The following is a 23,746-nucleotide window of genomic DNA, read 5'->3' on the forward strand; positions in this document are numbered from 1 at the left end:
ATGGGGCCGCGTTGGGCCTGTGCAGGGGCGACGGCTACCCTGGACCGCGACCGTGATCCCATCTTGGTGCGTCCAACACCCACCAGCCGGGTCCGGTCCGTTGTCCAGTTCGGTTCCCGGAGCCATCCGACGATGGCTTCCGGGCCGACCCGCACGTTGCATCGGAAGGGCTGTCGTATGGGCTCGGTGGTCAAGAAGCGCCGCAAGCGCATGGCTAAGAAGAAGCACCGCAAGCTGCTGCGTAAGACCCGCGTCCAGCGTCGCAAGCTCGGCAAGTGACCTGGGCCGGGCGTTCGCCCGGCTCATGGCGCCACTTGCCACCCGTCGACCCTCGGAGGCACCCGTGACACGGTCGCGGTGGTCCGGGCCGTTGCGCCCGTACCCGCTGACGGGGAGCGTGGGATGACCCCCGGCCGCACCTCCGGTGCACCGGGGGTTGTCGTGGTAACCGGGGTCAGCCGCTACCTCGGCGCCCACGTCGCGGCCCGCCTCGCCGCCGATCCCCGGATCGAGCGGGTGGTCGGCCTGGACGCCGCCGACCCGTCCACCGAACTCGCCCCCTTGCTCGACGGGGTCGACCGGGTACGGGCCGACGCCGCGTCGGTCGGCACGGTGATCGACGACCTGGGCGCCGACTCGGTGGTCCACCTCGCGTTGGTGACCGCCCCCGACCAGCAGCACGGTGGGCGGGCGGCGATGAAGGAACAGAACGTCATCGGCACCATGCAGCTCCTCGCCGCCTGCCAACGCGCGCCGAGGCTGCGCCGGTTGGTGGTCCGTTCCTCCACCGCCGCGTACGGGGCGTCGTTCCGCGACCCGGCGGTTTTCACCGAGGAGACCGAGCCGCACGCGGTCCCGCGCGGCGGGTTCGCCCGCGACATCCTCGACATCGAGGGCTACGTCCGGGGCTTCCGCCGACGCCGGCCCGACGTCACCGCCACCGTGTTGCGGTTCGCACCGTTCATCGGCTCCACCGCCGACACGACGCTGACCCGCTACTTCTCCCAGCGGGTCGTACCGACGGTGCTCGGGCGGGACCCGCGACTGCAGTTCCTGCACATCTCCGACGCGCTCGAAGTGCTGTACCGGTCGGTCACCGAGGAGCACGGCGGGACGTACAACGTCGCCGGTCCGGGCGTACTCGCCCTGTCCCAGGCGATCCGGCGTTCCGGGCGGGTCGCCGTACCGGTGCTCGAACCCGGTCTGTCGGGTGCGGCCGGGATCGCCCGTACCCTCGGTTTCGGGCGCTACGGGCTGGACCAGGTCGATCTCTTCGTGCACGGCCGGGTCGTCGACACCACCCGGCTCACCGCCGAGTACGGCTTCACCCCGCGCTCGACCGCCGCCGCGTTCGACGACTTCATCGGCGGACACACCGACCGTACGGTGGTCCGGCCCGACCAGCTCGCCACCGCCGAGCGGGCGATCCTGGACGGCATCCGTCAGGTACGTGCCGCGGTGGCCGACCCCTCGGACCGGCGACCACCGGCGAGTGACCGTTGATGAGTGAGAACGGGCGCCCGCCCGCGCCGGAGCCGATCGGACCCGCGGTGCCGGACCAGCCGGGCGACGTCTGGGACCGCCGGGTCGCCTCCGGGCTGGCGTTCCTCCGCCGCCGACTCACCGGTCAGTACGAGATCGACGAGTTCGGGTTCGACCCCGAGCTGACCGACCGGGTGTTCCATCCGCTGCTGCGCCAGCTCTACCGGGAGTGGTTCCGTACCGAGGTCACCGGGGTGGAGAACCTGCCGGTCGAGGGCGCGGGGCTGGTGGTGGGCAACCATTCCGGCACCGTCGCCCTGGACGCGTTGATCCTCTCCGCGGTGCTGCACGACCGGCACCCCGCCCACCGCTACCTGCGGCTGCTCGGCGCCGACATCGTGTTCCGGATGCCGGGCGTCTCCGAACTGGCCCGCAAGACCGGCGGCACGATGGCGTGCAACCCGGACGCCGAGCGGCTGCTGGGTCGGGGCGAACTGGTCGGGGTGTTCCCCGAGGGGTTCAAGGGCGTCGGCAAGCTCTACTCCGACCGCTACAAGCTGCAGCGGTTCGGCCGGGGCGGGTTCGTCTCGGCGGCACTGCGTACGGGCACCCCGATCATTCCGGTGGCGATCGTCGGGGCCGAGGAGACGTACCCGATGCTCGCCGACGTCAAGCCACTGGCCCGGCTGCTCAAGCTGCCGTACTTTCCGCTGACGCCGACCTTCCCGTGGCTCGGGCCGCTGGGTCTGGTGCCGCTGCCGAGCAAGTGGCTGATCGAGTTCTGCCCGCCGATCTCGACCGAGGGCATGGCCGACCAGGCGGACGACCCGCTGGTCGTGTTCAACCTCGCCGACCAGGTACGCGAGACCATCCAGCAGACGCTGCACCAGTTACTGGAACGCCGCCCGGACCCGTTCGGCCCCTGACCGCCGGCCCTACTTCAGGGTGCGCAGGTCGAGGGTGTGCCACGCGGTGACGTCGCTGCCCCCGGTCGACCACCACAGGATGCCGTCCCGGCAGAGCACCAGACCGCTGCCGTCGCTCACCACCACGGTCCGCTTCTCGCGTACGTCGTACAGCAGCAACTGCTGACTGTCGGTCGCGGTCCGCTGGGCGTCGGCGAGGGAGACCACCTCGAACCGGTCGAGCACTGCGACGTCGATCACCGCGGCGGTCGCCACCCCACCGGCCACCTGCTGCCGGTCCGTGCCGTCGGGGCGCATCAGCTCGATCCGTCCCGGTCCGTCGGCGGCCAGCACCAGCACCCGGCACCAGGTCGGGCTACAGGTGACCAGTTCGGAGCCGGTGGCGTCGACCTCGATCACCTTGCGCTGTTCGAGGTTGCGTAGCTGCACCGGCCCGCTCGTCCCGGTCCCGGCACTGACCAGCCACGGGTACGCGGAGACGGACCAGGCGCCCTGCTCGGTACGGACGGACACCGCTCCGCCGGTCAACGCCACCGAACGGATCTCGGTCGCCGTTTCTTCGTCGGGTGCGACGGACGCCCAGTAGAGCCGGCCGGAGTTGATCACCATGTCGTACTGGGAGTTGAAGAAGACCACGTCGCCGGTGTCCGCGGTGAGCCGCCGGGCAGGCTGGGCGGTGGCCAGGTTCGCCGCCCACACCTCGGTACGCCCGTGACCGTCCGCCCCGGGGACCGACTCGGCCCAGGCGAACTCGTCGCCGTCGCGGGCGAATCCGGCGTACACCGGGCCGTCCGCGATCGGCAGCCGGCGCAGTTCGCGGATCGTGCCGTCGGCGGCCCGGAGCACCAGCCGCAGGTGGGTGCCCTCCGGGCTGGGCGCGGTGCCGACCGAGGCACGCGCGTCGAGGAAGAAGACCGGGCTGTACGCCGGCCCGTCCGACAGCGCGGCCGGGATTTCCACCGGTCGGGCGTCCGGCCACACCTGTTCGATCGTGCGGACCTGGGTGCCGGGCGACGGGTCCGGGTCGGCGGTCGGCAGGGCGAGCAGCACCCCGCCCGCGCCCAGTGCCGCGACCAGCCCGATCAGCCCGCCGAGCCGGTGCCGCCTCGGGTTGACGGTCGGTCCGGTGACCGGTGCGGGCGTACGGGTGGCCGTGTCGGTGGCCGGCTGCGCCGTCATCGGCCCTGCTTACGGCGACGTACCGCAAGCCCGGCGGTCACCGCGCCGGCCAGCAGGCCCGCGGCAACCGTCGACGGTACGGCGATCCTGGCCGCCTTCCGTCCGGTACGGAAGTCGCGTACCTCCCAGCCGCGCATCCGGGAGGCCCGGCGGAGGTTGTTGTCCGGGTTGATCGCGACCGCCCGCCCGACCGTGCAGAGCATCGGCAGATCGTTGGAGGAGTCGCTGTACGCGACGCATCGGGCCAGGTCGAGTTGCTCCACCGAGGCGAGCTGGCACACCGCGTCGGCCTTCGCCGGGCCGTGCATCAGGTCCCCGACCAGCCGCCCGGTGTACGCGCCATCGTGGATCTCGGCCACCGTGCCGATCGCGCCGGTGAGGCCAAGCCGGGCCGCGATGACCCGGCCGATCTCCACCGGTGCGGCGCTGACCAGCCAGACCCGCTGACCGGCGTCGAGGTGCAGTTGGGCCAGGGCACGGGTGCCGGCCCAGATCCTGGGCGCCATCAGCTCGTCGAAGATCTCCTCGGTGAGCCGCTCGACGTCCTCGACCCGCCACCCCTCGACGAAGGCGAGCGCGGCCTCCTTGGCGTGGGACATGTCGCCCGCGTGCTCGGTGGCGAGCAGCCGGAACCGCAGTTGCTGCCAGGCGAACCGGGCCAGGTCACCGGTGGTGAAGTACTTGCGTGCGGCCAGCCCACGGGCGAACCAGTAGATGGAGGCGCCCTGCATCATCGTGTTGTCCACGTCGAAGAAGGCGGCGGCGCTCCGGTCGACGGGTGCGGCCGGGGCCGCCTCGGGTTCCGTCGCTGCCCAGCCGGCGGTGTGACCGTGCGCGTCCGTACTGACGGTCACCTTTCGGATCCGGGCCACGCGGACCTCCCTCCGCTCGATGGATGCGTCCCGTGCCTCCAGCGAGCCTAGTCGGGACCGGCACCATCCAGCGCCGTCCTACCGCAGTGCACCGCCGGTCACCCGGCAGGGTGTTCGGACGGTTGCCGTGGGTGTTCGGTGCGACGCGGCGGCGTACGCGCTGTGGGGTCCGGACCAGACGGCCCGGACCCCACAGCGGATGCTTGACGTGCTCGCCGCCCTGCCGTCACTCGGCGGGTCGGCCGTCGACCGGCGTGGTGCTGTCGAAGACCGGCTTCTTCCCGTTCGGCCCGAGCTCCAACTGCCGGTCCGGGGTGCCGCTCGGAGTCACCTCCGGCTCCTCCGACGTCTCCGGCCGTGGTGTGCCCGGTGTCCGGGGAGTGCTGGGGCGGTTCTCCTGCGGGGAGTTCTGCTGTGCCCCGGCCGAGCCGCGGCTGGTGCCGCAGGCGCGGGGCAGCGGCCCGAGGGTGTCGATCCGCGCGGCCGGCTCCACGCCGCACTGCAACGCCGCGCGGAGCAGGTCGGCGCGCTTGCCGATCGAGTCGAGCAGGGCGAGCGACTCGCCCACCCGCTGACTGTCGGCGGTGGTCGCCCCGCCCAGCAGCCCGGTGATCTGCCGGCGCTGGCCGGTCAGGAACTTGCCGATCGCATCCAGCGCCGCGGCGTCGCGGCGCTGTGCGGCGGAGGTGTTCAGAAGCTTGATGCCCTGGCGGGTGTCGTCGTCCATGTCGTCGAGAACGGCCGCGAAGCCGGCCTCGTCGCCCTGGACCGCGACCGCCTCGGCGAGTCGGGTCTGGGCGAAGTCTAGGAAGAGCTGCCCCCGGCTGAGGTCCGAACTGGCCAGTGCGAGCTGGGCCCGTTCGGTGGACCTCTTGACCGCGTACAGGGCGTCGCCGGGCAGGGCGTTCTCGCTGGCGGCGGACATGCCGGAGACCGCGATCGCGCCGACGGCCACGCCGACGATGACCGAGCCCCGGACTCGGGCCCGGCTGCGCTGGGGGCGCTGTGCGGTTCGCCGGGCGCGCTTCTCGGCACCCGGATCCGCGCCTGCCGCCGCGTCGATCGCCGCCTGCTCGGCGGCGGCCATCAGGATCAGGCGCAACCCGGTACGGAACTCCGGGTCGACCTCGGCCTCGACGGACTGCTGTGCGCCCCGCATCCGCTGTCCGACCGTCACCAGTTCGGTAAGGTCGTCGTCGGCGCGGGAACGGATGTGGTGTCGACGGCCACCGTTGGCTTCGTCGAGGAGTTGCGCGAAGCGCTCGGCGCGCCAGCGGCGGAATAGGTTGAGATTCACCGCGGGCACCTCCCTTCGCTGGTCACGGCCGTACGGGCGGCATCGTCGCCGACCGTGCGACGGTGGCTTGGGTCCGGGCCGCTCGGCCGTGGCCGATCAGTCGGCCGGGCCGACGGGCCGGCGGTGTGCCTGGGCAACCGCCCGTCGCATCGGGACAAACGGCCGGTGAGGCTGCCCGGTTACGGGCCGTTCGGTCGCAGTATCACGATGAGTGATCGGTGGTGCCGCGTCTGAGTATCCCGGATGCACCGGACTCACGGCTGGAACCCGTCCGGGAGCAGGCGGGCCAGGGCCCGTACGGCGCGGTACTGGAGGGCCTTGATCGCGCCCTCGTTCTTGCCCATCGTCTGCGCCGTCTCCGCCACGGAGAAGCCCTGCAGGAACCGGAGCACGATGCATTCCTGCTGCTCGGGGTTGAGTTGTTTCACCGCGCCGAGCAGCGCCATGTTGGTGATGTGCTCGACGACCGCGGCCTCCGGGCTCCCTTCCGGACCCCGATCCTCACGATCCGCATCTAACACATCACCCGTAGTAACTTCGAGTCGGTACCGGCCGGACTTGAAGTGGTCGGCGACCAGGTTCCGGGCGATCGTCACGAGCCAGGCACCGAGATCGCGCCCCTGCCAGGTGAAGCTGCCGATGCGTTTGAGTGCGCGCAGGAACGTGTCCGAGGTCAGGTCCTCGGCCAACTGCCGGTTGCCGACCCGGAAGTAGACGAACCGGAAGACGGTGTCCACGTACCGGTCGTAGATCAGACCGAACGCCTCGGACTCGCCCTGCTGGGCCCGCTCGATCAGCTTCCACACCTCGGTCGCCGGATCCGAGGGATCCGGGCGGTCCGGGTAGCCGGTCGGTGGCGGTGCCGCCGGCCCGGGTGCCGGGTCGACGGCCGGGACGACCGGCAGGATGGCGGTCTCGGTCTCCGGTGCGTCCGGCCGGGGTCCCGTCTGCCCGGGGCCGGGTTGGGCCGGCATCGGGGGTCGGGTCGGGCTGGTCACCCGGCCGCTGATCGGGCGCGCGTTGCTCCCCGGCGGGGTGTGCCGCGACGGCGTCTCGTTCGGATGCGGTCGGTTCCGGATCCGTTTGGGACTGCCCTCGCCGCGTACGGCCAGGCTCCGCATGTCGTCCATGGAGATCCGCAGCATGCTGAGGCCCTGGTTCAGGGCCGCGCGGGCGGATTGAACCTCGCGGCGACGTGCGGCGTCCGCGTATCCGTAAGTGCTCACAGGCCCTCCCCGAGCCGGTACGCCAGCGGGGCCGGTCGCCACGATCTCGCGGCCACGATGCCGCGAACCAGGCCTGGACCGGCACGATCCACCAGACCGAGGGCAGACTGCCCCGGTTGGCGGCACGCATCCATGAGGTGCTGGTGCAGTGCAGTTACAGGCACGGCGGCCTCCTCGGGCTGAGGGGTGTCGACTCACAGCAAAAGGGGTGAGCCAACCCGAGTGATGATAGGGCCAACGTCACCCACGCGTGGCGAGTCCGTTACACAGAGCCAAAGTATTTCCCAGATTTGCCCAACTGGGGCGGACGATTTGTGCGTTGTCGGATCCTCGACAGTCGGGTCATCCGGCCCGTGAGCTGCAAAAACACCGCAACACGCCGAGAAGCGGCACGGTTTGGCGTGCCGCCGGCATAAGTGCTAACGGTGACGGTCGGTCCCGCTCGTGATATTTCCACGCCGGGACACGGTCTCGTGGACGGTACCGTGAGCCACCGGGGAAGTCGAGAGGCAGTCGGACGTCGATGCGCGGGAGCGGTCCGGGCCGGTCCTGTGCCAGACTGCTGCGATCCACGCCGGACCTGGGAGAACGCATGGCGAGCGAGCCGAGACTGACCCTGATCACCCGTCCCGGGTGTCATCTGTGCGAGGTGGCCAAGGAGGCGATCGACCGGGTGGCGGCCAGCACCGGCACCGGTTGGGTCGAGGTCGACATCACCGCCGACCTCGAACTCGAACGCGAGTACGGCGACCGCGTACCGGTGATCCTGCTCGACGGCAAGGAACATGGCTACTGGCGGGTGGAGGAACCCCGCCTCCTCCAGGCCCTGACCCGGACCTCCTAGCGCGCCCTCCGTTCCGCGGTCGGCGGGGCGGGCTCGGCGGGGTGGGTGCGTGGCGGCCGAGTTATTGTGCTGCGATGGGAACGGCTCGTAGGCACCTGGTTTGGGACTGGAACGGGACGCTGCTCAACGACCTCAGCCTGGTTGTCGCGTCGACCAACGTGGTGTTCGCCAGCGTCGGTGGACCGGTGGTCACGGCCGAGGAACACCGGCTCGGGTTTCGTCGCCCGATCTCCGAGTACTACGCCGACGTACTGGGCCGGGCGGTGGACACCGACGCGTTCGGCTCACTCGACAAGATCTTTCATGACGCGTACCGGACCGGGTTGACCACCTGCGAGCTGGCCGAGGACGCCACCACCGCCATGCGGTCCTGGACCGGCACCCAGTCGCTGCTGTCCATGTGGTTCCACGACGAGCTGGTCCCCGCCGTCGAGACGTACGGCCTGACCGCGATGTTCAACCGGATCGACGGTCTGCGGGGCACCGTCGGCGGCGACCACAAGGCCGACCATCTCGCGCGTCACCTGGACGAACTCGGCATCGACGGCTCGTCGGTGGTGCTCATCGGCGACTCCATCGACGACGCTGACGCCGCCGACTCGGTCGGCGCCGCGAGCGTCCTCTATACCGGCGGCTTCACCGACCCGGCCCGCCTGCGCGCCTCCGGCCGCCCCGTAGCCGACACCCTCACCGAAGCGGTCCACCTAGCCCTCACCACCCCGTAACCCCCTCCCCTCCCTCGTCGATCTTGCACTTTGGGTCGCTCACGTATGCCCCCAAAGAGGGACATGGCGGGAACCACAACTGCAAGATCGACGGCGGGAGTGGCGGGTGGGGGAGCGGGGGACGGGGGGTGGGGTTAGCCGCGGAGGTAGGTGAGGACGGCTAGGACTCGGCGGTGTTGTTCCTCGTCGGGGGGTAGGCGGAGTTTGGTGAAGATGTTCCGGACGTGTTTTTCCACGGCGCCGTCGCTGACGACGAGGGCGCGGGCGATGGCGGTGTTGGAGCGGCCCTCGGCCATCAGGCCGAGCACCTCGCGCTCGCGCGGGGTCAACTCGCGCAGCGGGTCGTCGCGGCGACGGCGGACCAGCAGTTGGCCGACCACCTCGGGGTCCAGGACGGTGCCACCGGCGGCGACCCGGCGGAGCGCGTCGAGGAACTCGTCGATCGCCGCCACCCGGTCCTTGAGCAGGTAGCCGATCCCGCCGCCGGCACCCGGTCCGGGATTGACCGTGGCGAGCAGGTCGTCGGCGTACGAGACCTCGACGTACTGGGAGAGAACCAGGATCGGGGCGCGGGGGACCAGCCGGCGGGCTTCCACCGCCGCCCGGAGACCCTCGTCGGTGTGGCTCGGCGGCATCCGTACGTCGACGATCGAGACGTCGGGCAGGTGGGCGACCACCGCCTCGACCAGGGCGGTGCCGTCTCCCACCGCGGCGACCACCTCGTGGCCGTGTTCGGTCAGCAGCCGGGCCAGCCCCTCGCGGAGCAGGAACGCGTCGTCGGCGATCACTACACGCATGGCTCGGTTGTCTACCACGTTGTCGTCGGTCACGGCGTCACCGGCTCTGCTCGGGATGATCGTTTCGCTCGGTACGGGAGATCGGTGCGGGAGTTCGGTCGGCGGGCTCAGCACGGGAGCTCGGCGCGGATCTCGGTCGGGCCGCCGGCCGGGCTGATCACGGTCAGGGTGCCGCCGGTGGCGCGTACGCGGTCGGCGATGCCGGCCAGCCCGTGCCCCTTGGAGAGGTGGGCGCCGCCCTCGCCGTCGTCGATCACCGCGATGTGCAGTTGACGGTCGGCGCGGGTGACGGTGAGCCAGCACTCGGTGGCCCGGCTGTGCTTGGCGACGTTGGTCAGGGCTTCGGCCACCACGAAGTAGGCGGCGTTCTCGACCGCCGGGTCGAGTCGGCCGGTGGGCGTACCGAGCTGCGGGTCGACGGTGAGCTCGACCGGGATCAGCCCCCGACCGGCGAGCGCGGCGAGGGCGCTGGGCAGGCCCCGGTCGACCAGGATCGGCGGGGCGATGCCACGGGAGAGCGCCCGCAACTCGGCGAGGGTGTCCCGGGTCTGGGTCAGTGCCTCGTCGAGGGTGCGCCGGGCCGCCTCCGGGTCGGTGGCGAGTTGGTGCTGGGCGCGGCTGATGTCCATGGCGAGCCGGACCAGGCGTTGCTGGGGGCCGTCGTGGATGTCGCGTTCGAGCCGGCGCAGGGCGCTGGCCTCGGCGGAGACGGCGGCCCGCTTCTGTTCCTCCAGCACGGTGATCCGGTTGCGCATCTCGGCGACCCCGGTGAGCAGGGCCCGGCCGAAGCTGGCCTGGAGCAGTGCGCAGCCGCGGACCACGATCGGGAGGGTGATCAGGAAGAAGATGCCGAAGGCGCTGTTCAGCCCGATCCGGGCGCCGGCCGAGTCGCCGAGGCCGAGGAGCTCGTTCAGCCCCTCGTTTCCGTCGCCCTGCGGCAGGGTCCAGTCGTACGCCCAGTAGAAGGAGCCGCCGATGGCGCCGGCCCACCAGGCGACGGTGACGACGAAGGTGGCCGCCGCCACGATCAGCTTGACGCAGCCGTGCGCCAGGTCGAGCCAGGACTGGCCGTCGGTGATCGGTACGAAGATCCGCCGCCAGGCGTTCGCCTCGGGCTCGGGGGCCCGGTACTGCGGCCGGATCCGGGGCTGGTGCAGTACGGCGGGCAGGCGCCGCCGTTCGAGGTCGGCCCAGGCCCGGGCGAGGTAGAGCGTGCCGGCGAGGATCGGAAGTCCGATCACGGTCACCATCAGGCCCACGCCGAGAGCCAGGCCGATGATCAACAAGATGAAACTGGCCAGCGCGAGTGGGAATCCGAGCAACACGTACGCCGAGTCGACGCCGAGTTGGCGCAGAATCGTGGACGGGGCCGGTTCGGCGTTGGCGGTGACGGTGGTCATGTCCTCCACGCTAGGCAACCGGACGACCGGTCCATATCCCGTCGGCCTGCCTATTTCCGGTAGGGCTGGCCTCACCTGCGCCGGTCCTCGCAGACCCACGATAGCTGGTCGAGTTGGCGAGAATAGTCGGAATTGAGCCATAATCGATATGGCGGAACCGTACCGCCCTGAAGCCGATCTTGTGAATGGAGTTCCTGGTGAACCCGCGTCGCCTGGCTTCAAGATCGCGATTTGTGCACGTCTTCACAAGCGCCTACTCTGTTACTCCGACGAGCCCTGCTAGCACAGCCGGTCACAGCGGTCGCAAGCGGGAGCCCTGTAATGGCCCGCCACTCCGGCTGGTCGAGGATCGCACCGCACGGAGTCACATGAGTCAGCACCGCCCCGCAGGCGCGTCCGGGCGCGCCGGTGCCGTTCCGGCGCTTCCGGATCTCCCTGAGGCGACGGTCGCCCGGCTCCCCGAATACCTGCGTGCACTGCACAATCTCGCCGAAGCCGGTGACGACACGGTCTCCAGCGAGGGACTGGCAGCCGCCGCCGGGGTGAACTCGGCCAAGCTCCGTAAGGATCTCTCGCACCTCGGTTCGTACGGCACGCGGGGGGTCGGTTACGACGTCGCCCTCCTGATCGACCAGATCGAGTACGTCCTCGGCCTCACCCAACGCCGCGCGGTCGCGCTGGTCGGCGTGGGTAATCTCGGTCACGCGCTGGCCGGTTACGCCGGCTTCGCCAGCCGTGGCTTCCGGATCGCCGCCCTCTTCGACGCGGACCCGGCCCGGGTGGGCGAGGAGATCAACGGGCTGACCGTCCGGCACATCGACGACCTGCCGCTGACCGCCGCCGAGGAGGCGATCGCGATCGGGGTGATCGCGACCCCCGCCTCCGCCGCGCAGCGCGTCGCCGACCTGCTGGTGGCCGCCGGTGTGACCAGCATCCTCAACTTCGCGCCCTGCGTGCTCGGGGTGCCGGAGGGGGTGGACGTGCGCAAGGTCGACCTGGCGATCGAGTTGCAGATCCTCTCCTTCCACGAACACCGCAAGGCATCCTTGACCGCGTTGCCCGGCGGCCGGGCCGAGACCGATCCGGATCTCGCCGCCACCGGGACCGAGGACGTCACCGTCAGCGGCACCGGCACCAAGGAACCCGCCCCGCCGGGCCGTCCCCGCTCGAACCGTACGGAGGTGGTCGGCTCGTGAACCTGCTCGTCGTCGGCGCGTCCTACCGCACCGCCCCGGTCGCCACGCTGGAGCGGCTCTCGGTCAGCACGGCCGACCTGCCCCGGATCCTCGACCGGCTGCTCGCCCAGACCTACATCGGCGAGGCCGTGGTGGTCTCGACCTGCAACCGGGTCGAGATCTACGCCGCGGTCTCCGGTTTCCACGGCGGTCTCGGCGACGTCTGCGCGGTGCTCGCCGCCGAGGCGGGCTGCTCGCCCGCGGACCTGGCCAACCATCTCTACGTCCACTACGACGAGGCCGCGGTCGAGCACGTGTTCCGGGTCGCCACCGGGCTGGACTCGATGGTCGTCGGCGAGGCGCAGATCCTGGGACAGCTCCGGGACGCCTACCACGTGGCGACCGAGGCGGACGCGGCCGGCCGGCAGTTGCACGAGTTGATGCAGCAGGCGCTGCGGGTCGGCAAGCGGGCCCATGCCGAGACCGGCATCGACCAGGCGGGCCAGAGCGTGGTCACCGCCGGGCTGGAGATCGCCGCCAACCGGTTCGGTGGATCGCTGTCCGACCGCCCGGCACTGGTGATCGGCGCGGGTGCGATGGGCGCCCTGGCCGTGGCGACGCTGACCCGGCTCGGGCTCGGGTCGATCGCGGTCACCAACCGGGGCGCGGACCGGGCGTCGCGGCTGGCCGAGGCGTACGGCGCGACCGCCGTAGCCTTCGACGATCTTACCGTAGCCCTGTCCACTGTGGACATCGTAGTCACCGCCACCGCGGCGATCGAGCCGGTGCTCACCCGCGAGACGGTGGCCGCCGCACTGGCCCGACGGGCCGCGAACGGGTCCGCCACCCCGCTGGTCCTGCTCGACCTCGCCGTACCCCGGGATGTCGACGCGGCCGTGGCCGAGCTGCCCGGCGTACTCGTGGTCGACATCGACCGGCTCGCGGCCGACCTCGCCGACGGACCGGTCGCCACCGACGCCGCCGCGGTCGCCGACATCGTCACCAGCGAGGTGGCCGCCTTCCTCACCTGGCTGCGCGGCGCCGAGGTGGTGCCCACCGTGGCAGCCCTTCGCGCCCGCGCCGACGAGGTGGTCACCGCCGAGCTGCGCCGGCTCGCCCAGCGCCGCCCCGACCTCACCGACGAACAGCGGGCCGACGTCGCGCACACCGTGCACCGGGTGGTGCAGCGGCTGCTGCACTCGCCGACCGTACGGGTCCGCCAGCTCGCCGCCGAGCCCGGCGGCGACCAGTACACCGCGCTGTTGCGTGAGCTCTTCGACCTCGAGGTGCCGAACACCTCGCCGGTCGAGGCCGTTCCCGACATCGCCCCACGGGTGTCGCTGCCCGCTCCGGGAGGAGACCGATGACCGCGCTACGTCTGGGCACCCGGGGCAGCGCCCTGGCCATGGCCCAGTCCGGCATGATCGCCGACGCGGTCCGGGCCGCCACCGGCCGGGAGGTCGAACTGGTCGAGGTGGTCACCGCCGGCGACCGGTCCTCCGCCCCGGTGCAGCGGCTCGGCGTCGGGGTCTTCGTCTCGGCGCTGCGCGACGCGCTGCTCGCCCGGGAGATCGACTTCGCCGTGCACTCGTACAAGGACCTGCCCACCGCGCCCGCGGACGGCCTGCACATCGCGGCCGTACCCGAGCGGGAGGACCCCCGCGACGCGCTGGTCGCCCGGGACGGTCGCACCCTGGCCGAGCTGCCGCCCGGCGCGACCATCGGCACCGGCGCGCTGCGCCGGATCGCCCAACTGCACGCACTCGGACTCCAGTTCGAGATCACCCCGATCCGCGGCAACGTCGACACCCGCGTCAAGCGCGTGCTCGGCCCGGATGCGGACCTTGACGCGGTGGTGCTCGCCCGAGCCGGACTGAGCCGGCTCGGCCGTACCGCCGAGATCACCGAGACGCTCGATCCGATGCTGATGTTGCCCGCGCCCGCCCAGGGTGCTCTCGCGGTCGAGTGCCGCGGCGACGATCAGGAGCTGATCGATCTGCTCGCCCTGCTCGACCACGCACCGACCCGGGCCGCGATCACCGCGGAACGCGCGTTGCTGGCCACCCTGGAGGCCGGCTGTAGCGCACCGGTCGCCGCATTCGCGGAACTCGCCGAGGGCGACGACGGCGATGAGATCTACCTGCGCGGGGCGGTGATCAGTCCGGACGGGGCCCGTGACCTCCGGCTGTCCCGCACCGGTACGCCCGCCGACGCTGAGGAGATCGGTAAGGCGCTCGCCGCCGAACTCCTCGACCGCGGCGCCGACTCGATCCTCGGTACGCCTTCGCACCCCGGCGCGAGGACCCAGCATTTTGGAGCACAGCCATGATCCGCACCCGTAAGCCCGCAGGCCACATCGCGTTCGTCGGGGCAGGCCCCGGCGACCCCGGCCTGCTGACCCGCCGGGCGCACGACGCGCTGGTCGAGGCGGACCAGGTCATCTTCGACCGGGGCGTCCCCGAGTCGCTGCTCGATGTCCTGCGCGCCGAGGCCAAGGAGGACGCCCAGTTCAGCCCGGCGGAGGGCGCCCCCGGCGACGTCGCCAAGGTACTGATCTCCGCGGCCCGTTCCGGGCTGTCCGCGGTGCACCTCGTCGCCGGTGACCCGTTCGGCCACGACTCCGTGGTCAAGGAGGTGCAGGCGGTCGTCCGTACCGCGGTGCACTTCGAGGTGGTACCGGGCATCGGCCAGGCCGAGGGCGTGGCCAGCTACGCCGGGGTTCCGCTGCCGGGCGTACGCACCGCCGCCGACGTCGACGACGTCACCGCGCTGGACTTCGAGGCGCTCGCCGCCGCGGTCAACCGGGGTTCGCTCGCGCTCGCCGTGGACGCCGGTGACCTCGCCGCCGTCCGGGACGGACTGCTCGCGGTCGGCGTCGACGGCGCCACCCCGGTCGGGGTGACCGGTGACGGCACCGGCGAGACGCAGTACACCACCACCTCGACGGTGGACAGCTTCGTCGCCGCCGCGCTCGGTTTCACCGGCCGGGTCGTCCTCACCCTGGGCGCCGGGGTCAGCCAGCGGGACAAGCTGAGCTGGTGGGAGAACCGCCCGCTGTACGGCTGGAAGGTGCTGGTCCCGCGCACCAAGGAGCAGGCCGGCGTGATGAGCGCCCGGCTGCGCGCGTACGGGGCGATCCCGTGCGAGGTGCCGACGATCGCGGTCGAGCCGCCCCGTACCCCGGCCCAGATGGAGCGGGCGGTCAAGGGCCTGGTCGACGGCAGGTACGCCTGGGTGATCTTCACCTCGGTCAACGCCGTACGCGCGGTCTGGGAGAAGTTCGCCGAGCACGGCCTGGACGCCCGCCACTTTGGCGGCGTCAAGATCGCCTGTATCGGCGAGGCCACCGCCGACGCGGTCCGCGCCTTCGGCATCCAGCCCGAGCTGGTGCCGGCCGGGGACCAGTCCTCGGAGGGCCTGCTGGCCGAGTTCTCCCCGCACGACGAGATTCTCGACCCGGTCGGCCGGGTGCTGCTGCCGCGCGCCGACATCGCGACCGAGACCCTCGCCGCCGGGCTGACCGAGCGGGGCTGGGAGGTCGACGACGTCACCGCCTACCGGACCGTACGGGCGGCCCCGCCGCCGGCCGAGATCCGGGACGCGATCAAGTCGGGCGGGTTCGACGCCGTCCTGTTCACGTCCTCATCGACAGTGCGCAATTTAGTGGGTATCGCGGGCAAGCCGCACCCTCGTACGGTTGTTGCAGTGATCGGACCGAAGACGGCCGAGACGGCAACCGAGTTTGGCCTGCGGGTGGATGCCCAGCCGACCAACGCCTCGGTGCCCGACCTCGTCGAGGCGCTCGCCTCATACGCCGTCGAACTGCGCGAGAAGCTGGCGGCGATGCCGGCCAAGCAGCGCCGTGGCTCGAAGGTGCAGGGGCCGACCGCGTTGCGGTTCCGCTGACCGACCGAGGAACGGTCGGGGCGACCAGTCGGGTCGCGCCGACCGGGTAGTACAGGAGGGCTCATGTCGTACCCCGACATCCGACCGCGACGGTTGCGGCGTACCCCGGCGATCCGCCGGCTGGTGACCGAGACCCGGGTGGCGCCGGCCGAGCTGGTGCTGCCGATGTTCGTCAAGGAAGGGCTGGCCGAACCCCGGCCGATCGCGACCCTGCCGGGGGTGCTGCAACACTCCCGCGACTCGCTGCGCAAGGCGGCGGTCGAGGCGGTCCGGGCCGGGGTCGGCGGCATCATGCTGTTCGGCGTGCCGGCCACCCGGGACGAGCGGGGTTCCGGCGGGATCGACCCGGACGGCATCCTCAACGTGGCGCTGCGGGACCTCACCGCCGAGCTGGGCGACAGCACGGTGCTGATGAGCGACCTGTGCCTGGACGAGTTCACCTCGCACGGGCACTGCGGCCTGCTCGCCCCGGACGGCAGCGTGGACAACGACGCGACCCTGGCCGCGTACGCCGAGATGGCCGTGGTCCAGGCCGCCTCCGGCGCCCAGATGGTCGGGCCGTCCGGGATGATGGACGGCCAGGTCGGTGTGGTCCGCCGGGCTCTGGACGCGGCCGGCTACCAGGACACCTCGGTCCTGGCGTACGCGGTGAAGTACGCCTCGGCGTTCTTCGGCCCGTTCCGGGACGCGGTCGAGTCCGCGTTGCAGGGCGACCGGAAGAGCTACCAGCAGGACCCGGCGAACCTGCGGGAGTCCCTGCGCGAGGTGCAGCTCGACATCGCCGAGGGCGCCGATCTGGTGATGGTGAAGCCGGCGGGGCCCTACCTCGACGTGCTGGCCGCGGTCCGCGACTCGGTGGACGTGCCGGTCGCCGCCTACCAGGTCTCCGGCGAGTACGCGATGGTCGAGGCAGCCGCGGCGAACGGTTGGATCGACCGGGAGCGGGCGATCATGGAATCGCTCACCTCGATCCGCCGGGCCGGGGCGCAGGTCATCCTCACGTACTGGGCCGTCGAGGCGGCCAAGATGCTGCGCGAGAGTTACTGACCCGGACGGGACCGACCGGGGTCCGGCGCTACGGCGTGCCGGACCCGGAGGTGTCGATCCGGTGCACCAGCTCGGCGACGTTCACCCCGTACTCGCACCAGTCCCGCTCGGCCCGGAAACCCAGTTCGGCGTTGACCTTGATCATCGGCTCGTTGGCCTGGGCGTTCCAGGTCTGCACCTCGGCCAGGTCCGGCTCGGCCGTACGCAGCTCGAACAGCATCCGGGCCTTGATCGCCCGGTCGATGCCGTAACCGCGGTGGTCCTGGACCACGATGGTGTCGTACTGGTCGGCCCGGGTCGGGTGCTGGGCCGGCACCACCACCTCGGTCAGACCGGCCACCTCGCCACTGCTCTCGTGCACCGCGAGCACGATGTACGGCTTCATGCCCCGACGGTGCAGGCAGCTCAGACTGTCCTTCAGCCGCTGCGGGTCATAGGAACTCGGGCGCAGGTCCAGGTCGCCGTCGTCGATGTCGCGGATCTCGGCCTTGGCCCGCGCGTACGCGACGAGCATGTCGTCCGGCGGCCCACCCGGGTAGAACTCCAGCCGGTAGCCGCTGCCGATGCCCCGCGCCATCTCCTCCAGCGTCACCCAGTCCACCGTGGACAGGGGCAGCACGCTGCGGGTCTCGACGTACTCCCGGGCGAAGCCGAGCGCCTCGAAGAAGTGGATCGCCGGGGTGTCCCCGATGACCTCGACCCCGATCGAGGAGAAACCCTCCTGATAGGTCCGCCGGGCGGCCTTGGCCAGCAGTTCCCGTCCGAGCCCCCGCCGACGGGCGTCCGGGTGCACGAGTACGTCGATCACGCCGATGTCGCCGAGCAGCAGGACGTGAATGTGACCCATGATCCGACCGGAAGTGCCGTCGGCGGCCGGTTCCTCCTGGGCGATCCAGGAAATCCGCCGCTCGCCCGGCATCACCTCGGCGAGATACTCCCGCAAGGAGCTGTTCCGCCATTGAGGATCTGCCGGAAGGTCCGCCGCGAAGGCCGCGTTGACAGTGTCCAGCAACGACTCGATCTCGGCGGACGACGCGGTCCTTGGATCCCACTCGCGCACCATCACCAGTACAGCTTGCCGCTAACCGCAGTCTGGCGAAAGTGGCCAATTCTTCAATGTACGTGGACCATTACGCTACGTCTAGACTACGCCCGGCTGCTGGCACCGTACTCGTTGGCCTTGTTGAACACGTCCTGAGCGTAAACCTGCAGGTTGTTGTAGGAAAGGATGGCATTCCACCAGTCCTCGGGCACGGAGAGATTCCGGGTCCCCTTGCACAGATAGTTACCGGCCGCGAGGGCTGCGTCATCCAGGTCCTGCGGGTTCTTCACCCCGTCGTTGTCCGCGTCGACGCCGTTTTCCTGCCACGTGGTGGGGATGAACTGCATCGGCCCGACCGCCCGGTCGTACGTGACGTCGCCGTCGAGTGCGCCGCGATCGGTGTCCATGATCCGCATTCGGTTCCCCTGGCCGTCCAGCGGTTCGCCGATGATCTTTGGTGTGGACGCTCCGTTCGCGTCGAGCTGGGCGCCGTTCGCGGTCCCGTGTCTCGACTCGACATATCCGATCGCGGCCAATGTGGTCCAGGTGAGCTTGCACCCCGGCTTGGTCTGGGCGAGTACGAGTTCCGCGTAGCCGTACGCCTGCATCGCCATCGGGGCCACCCCGGTCTTCGCGGAGGCCTGCTGGGCCCAACTCGTGAGGACCTCCGCCGGTCGGGCGGTCGGTGGCAACGCGCCCGGCAGGCCGTTGGTCGGCAGTGGGGTGACCGGCAGGCCGCCGCCGTCGGTGGGGGCGACCGAGCCGTCCGGCCCGAGCGTCGGTGTGGCGAGGTCGGGGTTGGGGCCACCGCCGGCGCCGGCACGGGACGGCGGCACGTGCGAGGTGGCCGGGATCAGCACTCCACCGGCCAGCCCGGCCGCCGCGATCAGCGCCAGGATGAAGAGGGCGGGGAGGACGAGCCGTCCGCTCCCCCCGGTGGACCAGGACCGGACCGCGCGGGTGGTCGCGGCGGGGATCTGGCGGGGCGGTGGGAACCGGCGTACGGCGTGCGCGAACGGCACCCGGATCCGTCGACCCCGGCCGGCGGCGCCCGCCGGGGTGGCGTCGCCGGTGGCACCGTCCGGGCTCGGCGTGCTCGTGCCCGACTCGGTCGCGGTCTTCGTCCCCGGCTCACCGGCTGACGCCCCGGTCTCGGCGTCGGCGCTGTCGGTGGCCTTCGGATCGGCCGGTGGGGTCTCGGCGTTCGTGTCGGCGGGGTCAGCCGCCGTCGGGGAGGTGGCCTTCGGGGCGGCCGGCTCGGGCTCGGCCTGCTCCGCGTCGGCGCGTCCGGCGTCGACCGCTGGGGTCCCTGCGGTGTCGTTCGTCAACCGAGCGCCGGACTCGCCGGCTGGCTTCGCGTCGGGAGTGGCGGCATCGGCCGGCTTCGCGGCGGCGGGTGCCGCGCGGACCGGATCCGGTGCCGCGCCCGAACTCGCGAGCGGTCCGTCGAGCAGTGGTACGGCCGGTCGCAGCGGCCGAGCCGCCGGACTGTCCGCGCCGTCCGTCACCCGTTCATCCCGGTCCGCCACGCGTCGAGTATTACCCATCCACCGAAAATCGTCAGGTGCGGTCGTACCCTGTTGCCATGCCCCGGTATGAGTTCCGCTGCCGCGCCTGCGGTGACACGTTCGAGATGAATCGACCGATGGCCGAGGCGTCCGCGCCCGCAGCCTGCCCGCAGGGCCACGACGACACGGTGAAGCTGCTCTCCGCGGTGTCGGTCACCGGTCGCGGCGGATCGGCGACGGGTGGCTCGATGGGGGCCGGTCCGTCCGGCGGCGGTGGCGGTTGCTGCGGCGGCGCGTGCGGTTGTTGAGCGGTTCTCCCCGCTGCTCGCCCGCTTCGCGTCCTGTCGTAACTGTGCATAATGCCCGAAGTGCCGCGAACGTCTAAATTGCTCAAGGAGCAGAGATTTAGGCGTTCTTCCATGGTCACGTAGCGGGTTGGCACTTGGGGCGGTCACGCCCCGTCCGTTCCTACGATGCGCTGTGACGTCGAAATGCGGCAGCATGAACGCGACTTCCAGGGGGCGGAGGTTCCACGCATGTCGGTACGGATCCACCTGCCGAGTGGGCTGGTGACTTTCATGTTCACCGACATCGAGGGCTCAACCCGGTTGGCCCAGATGCTCGGTTCGGGCTATCGCCCGGTGCTCAGTGAGCACCGACGGCTGCTCCGCTCCACCCTGGCCGCGAGCGACGGCACGGAGCTGTTCACCGAGGGCGACTCGTTTTTCATCGCGTTCGCCGACGCGGCAGCCGCACTGGACGCCTGCCTGACCGCGCAACGCGCGCTGGCCAGCCACGAGTGGCCCACCCCCGAGGCCACCCCGAGGGTCCGGATGGGGCTGCACACCGGACACGCCGAGCCGCTCGCCGGCGAGTACGCCAGCGCCGAGGTGCACCGGGCCGCTCGGATCGCCGCCGCCGCCCACGGCGGGCAGGTGCTCTGCTCCGGTGCCACGGCCCGGCACGCGGCACCGCTGCCGCCCGGCGCCTCGCTGCTCGACCTGGGACTGCACCGGCTGCGCGGCTTCGACGACCGGGAACGCCTCTTCCAGTTGGTCGCACCCGGGCTGGAGCGCCAGTTCCCCCGGCCGCGTACCGCGGATGCCGTACCGCACAACCTGCCGACCCAGGTCACCTCGTTCGTCGGCCGCCGGGCGGAACGTACCGAGTTGGACCGCCTGGTCAACGAGCACCGGCTGGTCACCGTGGTCGGGGCCGGTGGCGCGGGCAAGACCCGACTAGCGGTCGAGGTGGCCGGGGCGGACGTGGAGACGTACCCGGACGGGATCTGGTTCGTCGACATCGCCGCGGTGACGGATCCGGGCCTGGTCGCCTTCGCCATCGCCGCGGTGCTCGGGTTGCGGCCCGAGCCCGGCCGGCCCATGTCGGAAACCCTGGTCGAGTACGCCGCCTCGCGGCGGATGCTGCTCCTGCTCGACACCTGTGACGCCCAGCCGGCCGCCTGCGCCGAGGTCATCGCCCGGCTGCTGACCGGCGGCAGCGGCGTACGGGTGCTGGTGACCAGCCGGGAGTCGCTGGGCCTGCCGGGTGAGGTGGTGTGGCGGATCCCGCCGCTGTCCGTGGAACCGGGACCGGGCGGTGGCCCGAGCGACGCCATCGCCCTGCTGCTGGACCGCACCGTGGCCGCCCGTGGCGGGCGACGTTCCAGCCCCGCCGAGTCGGCCGACCTGGAACGGGTGGTGGCCCGGTTGGACGGGCTCCCGCTGGCGATCGAGCTGGCCGCCGCCCGGCTACGGGTCCTCTCGGCCAGTCAGCTCGCCGGCCGCCTGGACGACGTGCTCGGCGCGTTGGACGCCGGGCGGGACGAGCCGGAGCAGCCGAGCGAGGCCGCGCCCCGGTGGATCGCCAACCAGCACGACACCGTCGACCTGGCCGCCGCCGCCCTGGACGTGGCCCCGGTCGCCGCCGCCCGGGCCGCCCAACGCTCGGCGACCCAGCGACACGTCACCATGCAGGCGACCGTCACCTGGTCGTACCGGACGCTCGGGCCCCGCGCCGCGCGGCTGCTGCGCTGGCTCGCGGTCTTCTCCGGCCCGGTCGACCTGGCCACGGTGGAGTGGCTGCTGGACGACGATCCGCTCGACCCGCTCTCGGTGCTCGCCGACAAGTCGATGATCCAGGTCGAGCCGAACGTCTCCGGCAGCACCTACCGGATGCTCGACCCGATCCGCGCCTACGCCGCCCGCCGGCTGGTCGACGCCGGTGAGGAGCAGAGCGCCCGGGACCGGCACGTCGCCTGGTCGCTGCACGCGCTGGAACGGGCGTACCTCGGGCCGGACGACCGGCCGGTCACCCTCTCGCTGTACGCGCTCGACCCGCTGGCCGACGAGATGCGTGCCGCGCTGCGGTGGACCGCGACCGGGGGCAGTGCCCGCGAGGGACTGCGGCTGGCCGGCGGGCTCGACCAGTGGTGGCGCGAACGGGGGCTGGCCCGGGAGGGACGGCTCTGGCTGTTCCGGCTCTACGGTCGGATCGCCGAGACCGGCGAGCGGATTCCCGAGGCGGAGCTGGCTGCGGCGTACCACATGCACTCGCTGCACGCCGGGGCGGACGGCGAGTTCGCCGAGGAGCTGCGCTTCTCGCAGCGGGCCGAGTCGGCCGCCCGGCAGGCCGGTGACGCCGGCCTCCAGGCCAGGGTGCTGGCGGGCAGGGCCGCGCCGCTGATCGACATGGGACAGCTCGTCGAGGCCGAGCGGGTGTGCCGTGAGGTGATCGCCTGGGCGCACCAGAACGACGTCTCCGGGGACGCGTTGTTCGCCGTCTACAGCCTGGCCGAACTGCTCTGGCGGCGCTGCGCCCTGGACGAGGCGGCGGAGTTGCTCGGCGCCGCCCGGCCGGTGGAGGCGGCCCGCCCGACCGAGCGGGCCCGGCGGTCGGTCGACATGCTGCTCGGCATGGTGGCGCTGTCCCGTGGTGACCTGGTCGCCGCGCACGACCACCTGGTGGTGGCGCTCCGGTCCCGGATGGGGCACGGATTCCACGGCCGCGCCTGCGACACCATCAACGCGATCGCGGTGCGCTGCGCGTGGGGCGGTGACCCGATCACCGCCGCCCGCCTGTTCGGGGCGGCCCAGGCGACCCGGTCCGCGATGCGCAGCACGGCCGGCATGTTCGGCCAGTACTGGCTGGAGGAGCAGGCCGGGCTGCGGGGGGTGCTGGGCGACGTGGCGTTCGACGCGGCCTACGCGGAGGGGGCCGAGTTGACGTTGGAGGAGGCGGCGGCGGTGGCCCTCGCGGTTGACCATCCCGACCTGGCCGCTGGATCGATCCGGTTCTCCGGCGTCGAGCAGGCGGCCCAGCGGTCGAGGGCCGGGCGCGGCTCGGTCCAGACCGATCCGGCGCGCGAGCCCCTCGACCGCCGTGAGCATCCCGGTTCCTGACGGGCCGGTCCGCCCCGCCCGGCCGGGCTCACGGGGTGAGCCCGGCCGACCGGTGATCCCTGCTCGGTGGACGAGAACGCTTCTCAGTGGACGAGCGCGGCCGCGCGTTCCGCGTCGGACTTCATCTTGGCCGCCCGGTCCAGGTCGGCCTGGCTCACGGCGACCTTGCCGAAGACCTTGACCGCCTGGTAGTAGGTCCACGCCAGGCTGATGCAGGCCGGGCGTACAACCGAGTTGTACGTGGCGCAGGAGCGCTTCAGGTCCTCGTAGAACGCGCTGTCCAGGCGGGACTTGTTGGCCGGGAACTGGCCGATCGCCTTGAAGTTGCGGTATCCGAAGTCGTGCCGGTAGCAGGAAAGCTCGAAGTTGAACCCGAGGGGGTTGTCCGGGCTCGACGAGCAGTAGTCGGTGGACCAGTCGAAGTTGTAGTCGGCCCAGGGGGCCCGGTTGGTCCGGGCGGCGTTCCAGTTGCCGTAGCTGCCGGCGCTGGTCTGGGTCCAACTTGTCAGTACGGACAGCTTCTGGGCGGGCGTTACCGCGGCTGCGGGCGAGGCGACGCCGAGTACGCCGAGCAGGGCAAACGCTGCGGCGGCGAGCATTGTGGTCAACCGACGGGGCATGGGGGATACCTCCGGGACGAGTGACGCCCCTGGTGGGGGCATCGGGGGGAACGGGGGTTTGTTACCGGTGGGTACCGGGTCCGTACAGTCTCGGTGAATCGCCGGACGTCGATCTCGATCTAGCGTGAATATTTGTCGACATGCGTCGAAACAGGCGAATGTGCGGGGGCTGCCGTCACCGGGTCGCCACACCGGTTGACGCCGTGCCGATGCCCGTGCTGGCCGCCCGTGCGGTCCCGGCCGGACGTACCCGCTATGTTGTGGGCGTGCAGCAGAGTGTGGCGATCGGGCCGGGCCCG

General features: G+C 71.6%; 19 protein-coding genes and 2 pseudogenes. 12 read left to right on the forward strand and 9 right to left on the reverse strand.

All coding sequences use genetic code 11. The features are described 5' to 3' along the window. The first annotated feature begins 177 nt into the window (after positions 1–177). From OIE47_RS16530 to OIE47_RS16540, 3 genes are all read left to right on the forward strand, one after another. Complete coding sequence (locus OIE47_RS16530) at positions 178–279, forward strand: 30S ribosomal protein bS22 (protein WP_020520584.1); 102 nt, start codon at positions 178–180, stop codon at positions 277–279. 123 nt (positions 280–402) lie between these two features. Next, complete coding sequence (locus OIE47_RS16535) at positions 403–1,503, forward strand: NAD-dependent epimerase/dehydratase family protein (protein ID WP_326562380.1); 1,101 nt, start codon at positions 403–405, stop codon at positions 1,501–1,503. Then, positions 1,503–2,408, forward strand: coding sequence for a lysophospholipid acyltransferase family protein (locus OIE47_RS16540; RefSeq protein WP_326562381.1), 906 nt, complete (start codon positions 1,503–1,505; stop codon positions 2,406–2,408). The genes OIE47_RS16535 and OIE47_RS16540 overlap by 1 nt, the downstream gene beginning before the upstream one ends. Positions 2,409–2,417: 9 nt before the next feature. Here the strand turns inward: OIE47_RS16540 and OIE47_RS16545 are convergent, their stop codons facing one another. The 4 genes and pseudogenes from OIE47_RS16545 to OIE47_RS16560 all read right to left on the reverse strand — a co-directional run bounded on the left by OIE47_RS16545 (position 2,418) and on the right by OIE47_RS16560 (position 6,982). Continuing rightward, positions 2,418–3,587, reverse strand: coding sequence for a hypothetical protein (locus OIE47_RS16545; RefSeq protein ID WP_326562382.1), 1,170 nt, complete (start codon positions 3,585–3,587; stop codon positions 2,418–2,420). Beyond that, positions 3,584–4,459, reverse strand: coding sequence for an HAD family hydrolase (locus tag OIE47_RS16550; protein WP_326562383.1), 876 nt, complete (start codon positions 4,457–4,459; stop codon positions 3,584–3,586). The genes OIE47_RS16545 and OIE47_RS16550 overlap by 4 nt, the downstream gene beginning before the upstream one ends. Before the next feature lie 430 nt (positions 4,460–4,889). After that, positions 4,890–5,756, reverse strand: a pseudogene (locus OIE47_RS16555) (DUF5667 domain-containing protein); the annotation flags it as partial. A 254-nt stretch (positions 5,757–6,010) separates the two neighbouring features. Continuing rightward, a complete protein-coding gene (locus OIE47_RS16560; protein ID WP_442792107.1) occupies positions 6,011–6,982 on the reverse strand; it encodes an ECF subfamily RNA polymerase sigma factor, BldN family in 972 nt (323 codons plus the stop codon). Positions 6,983–7,574: 592 nt separating this feature from the next. Between OIE47_RS16560 and OIE47_RS16565 the strand changes: the two genes are divergently transcribed. Beyond that, entirely contained in the window at positions 7,575–7,826 is a 252-nt protein-coding gene (locus tag OIE47_RS16565) for a glutaredoxin family protein (RefSeq protein ID WP_326562384.1), read from the forward strand. A gap of 74 nt (positions 7,827–7,900) precedes the next feature. Further along, positions 7,901–8,551 (forward strand): HAD family hydrolase, encoded by a 651-nt coding sequence (locus tag OIE47_RS16570; RefSeq protein WP_326562385.1) that lies wholly within the window; start codon positions 7,901–7,903, stop codon positions 8,549–8,551. A gap of 134 nt (positions 8,552–8,685) precedes the next feature. Here the strand turns inward: OIE47_RS16570 and OIE47_RS16575 are convergent, their stop codons facing one another. Further along, on the reverse strand, positions 8,686–9,348 hold the full coding sequence (locus tag OIE47_RS16575) for a response regulator transcription factor (RefSeq protein ID WP_326562386.1): 663 nt from the start codon (positions 9,346–9,348) through the stop codon (positions 8,686–8,688). A 107-nt stretch (positions 9,349–9,455) separates the two neighbouring features. Beyond that, on the reverse strand, positions 9,456–10,748 hold the full coding sequence (locus OIE47_RS16580) for a sensor histidine kinase (RefSeq protein ID WP_326562387.1): 1,293 nt from the start codon (positions 10,746–10,748) through the stop codon (positions 9,456–9,458). Positions 10,749–11,116: 368 nt separating this feature from the next. On the opposite strand from OIE47_RS16580, the pseudogene OIE47_RS16585 reads away from it, so the two are divergent. The 5 genes and pseudogenes from OIE47_RS16585 to hemB form a co-directional block, all read left to right on the forward strand. Next, positions 11,117–11,854: pseudogene (locus OIE47_RS16585) on the forward strand (redox-sensing transcriptional repressor Rex); the annotation flags it as partial. A gap of 86 nt (positions 11,855–11,940) precedes the next feature. Then, the gene (locus OIE47_RS16590) at positions 11,941–13,290 is read left to right on the forward strand and encodes a glutamyl-tRNA reductase (protein ID WP_326562388.1); all 1,350 of its coding nucleotides are present in this window, start codon (positions 11,941–11,943) and stop codon (positions 13,288–13,290) included. Continuing rightward, positions 13,287–14,252, forward strand: coding sequence for a hydroxymethylbilane synthase (hemC, locus tag OIE47_RS16595; RefSeq protein ID WP_326562389.1), 966 nt, complete (start codon positions 13,287–13,289; stop codon positions 14,250–14,252). The genes OIE47_RS16590 and hemC overlap by 4 nt, the downstream gene beginning before the upstream one ends. Next, positions 14,249–15,829: a uroporphyrinogen-III synthase gene (locus OIE47_RS16600; RefSeq protein WP_326562390.1), complete on the forward strand. Its 1,581-nt coding sequence runs from the start codon at positions 14,249–14,251 to the stop codon at positions 15,827–15,829. Before hemC ends, OIE47_RS16600 begins: the two co-directional genes overlap by 4 nt. 63 nt (positions 15,830–15,892) lie before the next feature. Further along, positions 15,893–16,876, forward strand: a complete 984-nt coding sequence (gene hemB, locus OIE47_RS16605; protein WP_326562391.1) for a porphobilinogen synthase — start codon at positions 15,893–15,895, stop codon at positions 16,874–16,876. Positions 16,877–16,904: 28 nt separating this feature from the next. On the opposite strand, the gene OIE47_RS16610 is transcribed toward hemB, so the two are convergent. Continuing rightward, positions 16,905–17,939: a GNAT family N-acetyltransferase gene (locus OIE47_RS16610; protein ID WP_326563121.1), complete on the reverse strand. Its 1,035-nt coding sequence runs from the start codon at positions 17,937–17,939 to the stop codon at positions 16,905–16,907. 83 nt (positions 17,940–18,022) lie between these two features. Further along, positions 18,023–19,447 carry a lytic murein transglycosylase gene (locus OIE47_RS16615; protein ID WP_442792108.1) on the reverse strand — a complete coding sequence of 475 codons (1,425 nt, stop codon included), beginning with the start codon at positions 19,445–19,447 and terminating at the stop codon, positions 18,023–18,025. A gap of 56 nt (positions 19,448–19,503) precedes the next feature. On the opposite strand from OIE47_RS16615, the gene OIE47_RS16620 reads away from it, so the two are divergent. Together OIE47_RS16620 and OIE47_RS16625 are read left to right on the forward strand one after the other, a co-directional pair. Then, positions 19,504–19,734, forward strand: a complete 231-nt coding sequence (locus tag OIE47_RS16620; RefSeq protein ID WP_326562392.1) for an FmdB family zinc ribbon protein — start codon at positions 19,504–19,506, stop codon at positions 19,732–19,734. Between the two features lie 228 nt (positions 19,735–19,962). Further along, on the forward strand, positions 19,963–22,827 hold the full coding sequence (locus OIE47_RS16625; RefSeq protein ID WP_326562393.1) for an NB-ARC domain-containing protein: 2,865 nt from the start codon (positions 19,963–19,965) through the stop codon (positions 22,825–22,827). An 83-nt stretch (positions 22,828–22,910) separates the two neighbouring features. Here OIE47_RS16625 and OIE47_RS16630 read toward each other — a convergent pair whose 3' ends face one another. Further along, positions 22,911–23,447 carry a phospholipase gene (locus tag OIE47_RS16630; RefSeq protein ID WP_326562394.1) on the reverse strand — a complete coding sequence of 179 codons (537 nt, stop codon included), beginning with the start codon at positions 23,445–23,447 and terminating at the stop codon, positions 22,911–22,913. Between the last annotated feature and the right edge of the window lie 299 nt (positions 23,448–23,746).

Origin of the sequence: Micromonospora sp. NBC_01796, assembly GCF_035917455.1 — a bacterium.
Taxonomy (GTDB): domain Bacteria; phylum Actinomycetota; class Actinomycetes; order Mycobacteriales; family Micromonosporaceae; genus Micromonospora_G.

What these genes read in the sequence shown, in the direction of transcription:
- OIE47_RS16540 (WP_326562381.1), top strand. Translation starts at nt 1,503, where the DNA reads ATGAGTGAGAACGGGCGCCCGCCCGCGCCGGAGCCGATCGGACCCGCG.
- OIE47_RS16570 (WP_326562385.1), top strand. Translation starts at nt 7,901, where the DNA reads ATGGGAACGGCTCGTAGGCACCTGGTTTGGGACTGGAACGGGACGCTG.
- OIE47_RS16535 (WP_326562380.1), top strand. Translation starts at nt 403, where the DNA reads ATGACCCCCGGCCGCACCTCCGGTGCACCGGGGGTTGTCGTGGTAACC.
- OIE47_RS16600 (WP_326562390.1), top strand. Translation starts at nt 14,249, where the DNA reads ATGATCCGCACCCGTAAGCCCGCAGGCCACATCGCGTTCGTCGGGGCA.
- OIE47_RS16610 (WP_326563121.1), bottom strand. Translation starts at nt 17,939, where the DNA reads ATGGTGCGCGAGTGGGATCCAAGGACCGCGTCGTCCGCCGAGATCGAG.
- OIE47_RS16620 (WP_326562392.1), top strand. Translation starts at nt 19,504, where the DNA reads ATGCCCCGGTATGAGTTCCGCTGCCGCGCCTGCGGTGACACGTTCGAG.
- OIE47_RS16580 (WP_326562387.1), bottom strand. Translation starts at nt 10,748, where the DNA reads ATGACCACCGTCACCGCCAACGCCGAACCGGCCCCGTCCACGATTCTG.
- hemC (WP_326562389.1), top strand. Translation starts at nt 13,287, where the DNA reads ATGACCGCGCTACGTCTGGGCACCCGGGGCAGCGCCCTGGCCATGGCC.
- OIE47_RS16575 (WP_326562386.1), bottom strand. Translation starts at nt 9,348, where the DNA reads ATGCGTGTAGTGATCGCCGACGACGCGTTCCTGCTCCGCGAGGGGCTG.
- hemB (WP_326562391.1), top strand. Translation starts at nt 15,893, where the DNA reads ATGTCGTACCCCGACATCCGACCGCGACGGTTGCGGCGTACCCCGGCG.
- OIE47_RS16625 (WP_326562393.1), top strand. Translation starts at nt 19,963, where the DNA reads ATGTCGGTACGGATCCACCTGCCGAGTGGGCTGGTGACTTTCATGTTC.
- OIE47_RS16565 (WP_326562384.1), top strand. Translation starts at nt 7,575, where the DNA reads ATGGCGAGCGAGCCGAGACTGACCCTGATCACCCGTCCCGGGTGTCAT.
- OIE47_RS16530 (WP_020520584.1), top strand. Translation starts at nt 178, where the DNA reads ATGGGCTCGGTGGTCAAGAAGCGCCGCAAGCGCATGGCTAAGAAGAAG.
- OIE47_RS16545 (WP_326562382.1), bottom strand. Translation starts at nt 3,587, where the DNA reads ATGACGGCGCAGCCGGCCACCGACACGGCCACCCGTACGCCCGCACCG.
- OIE47_RS16630 (WP_326562394.1), bottom strand. Translation starts at nt 23,447, where the DNA reads ATGCCCCGTCGGTTGACCACAATGCTCGCCGCCGCAGCGTTTGCCCTG.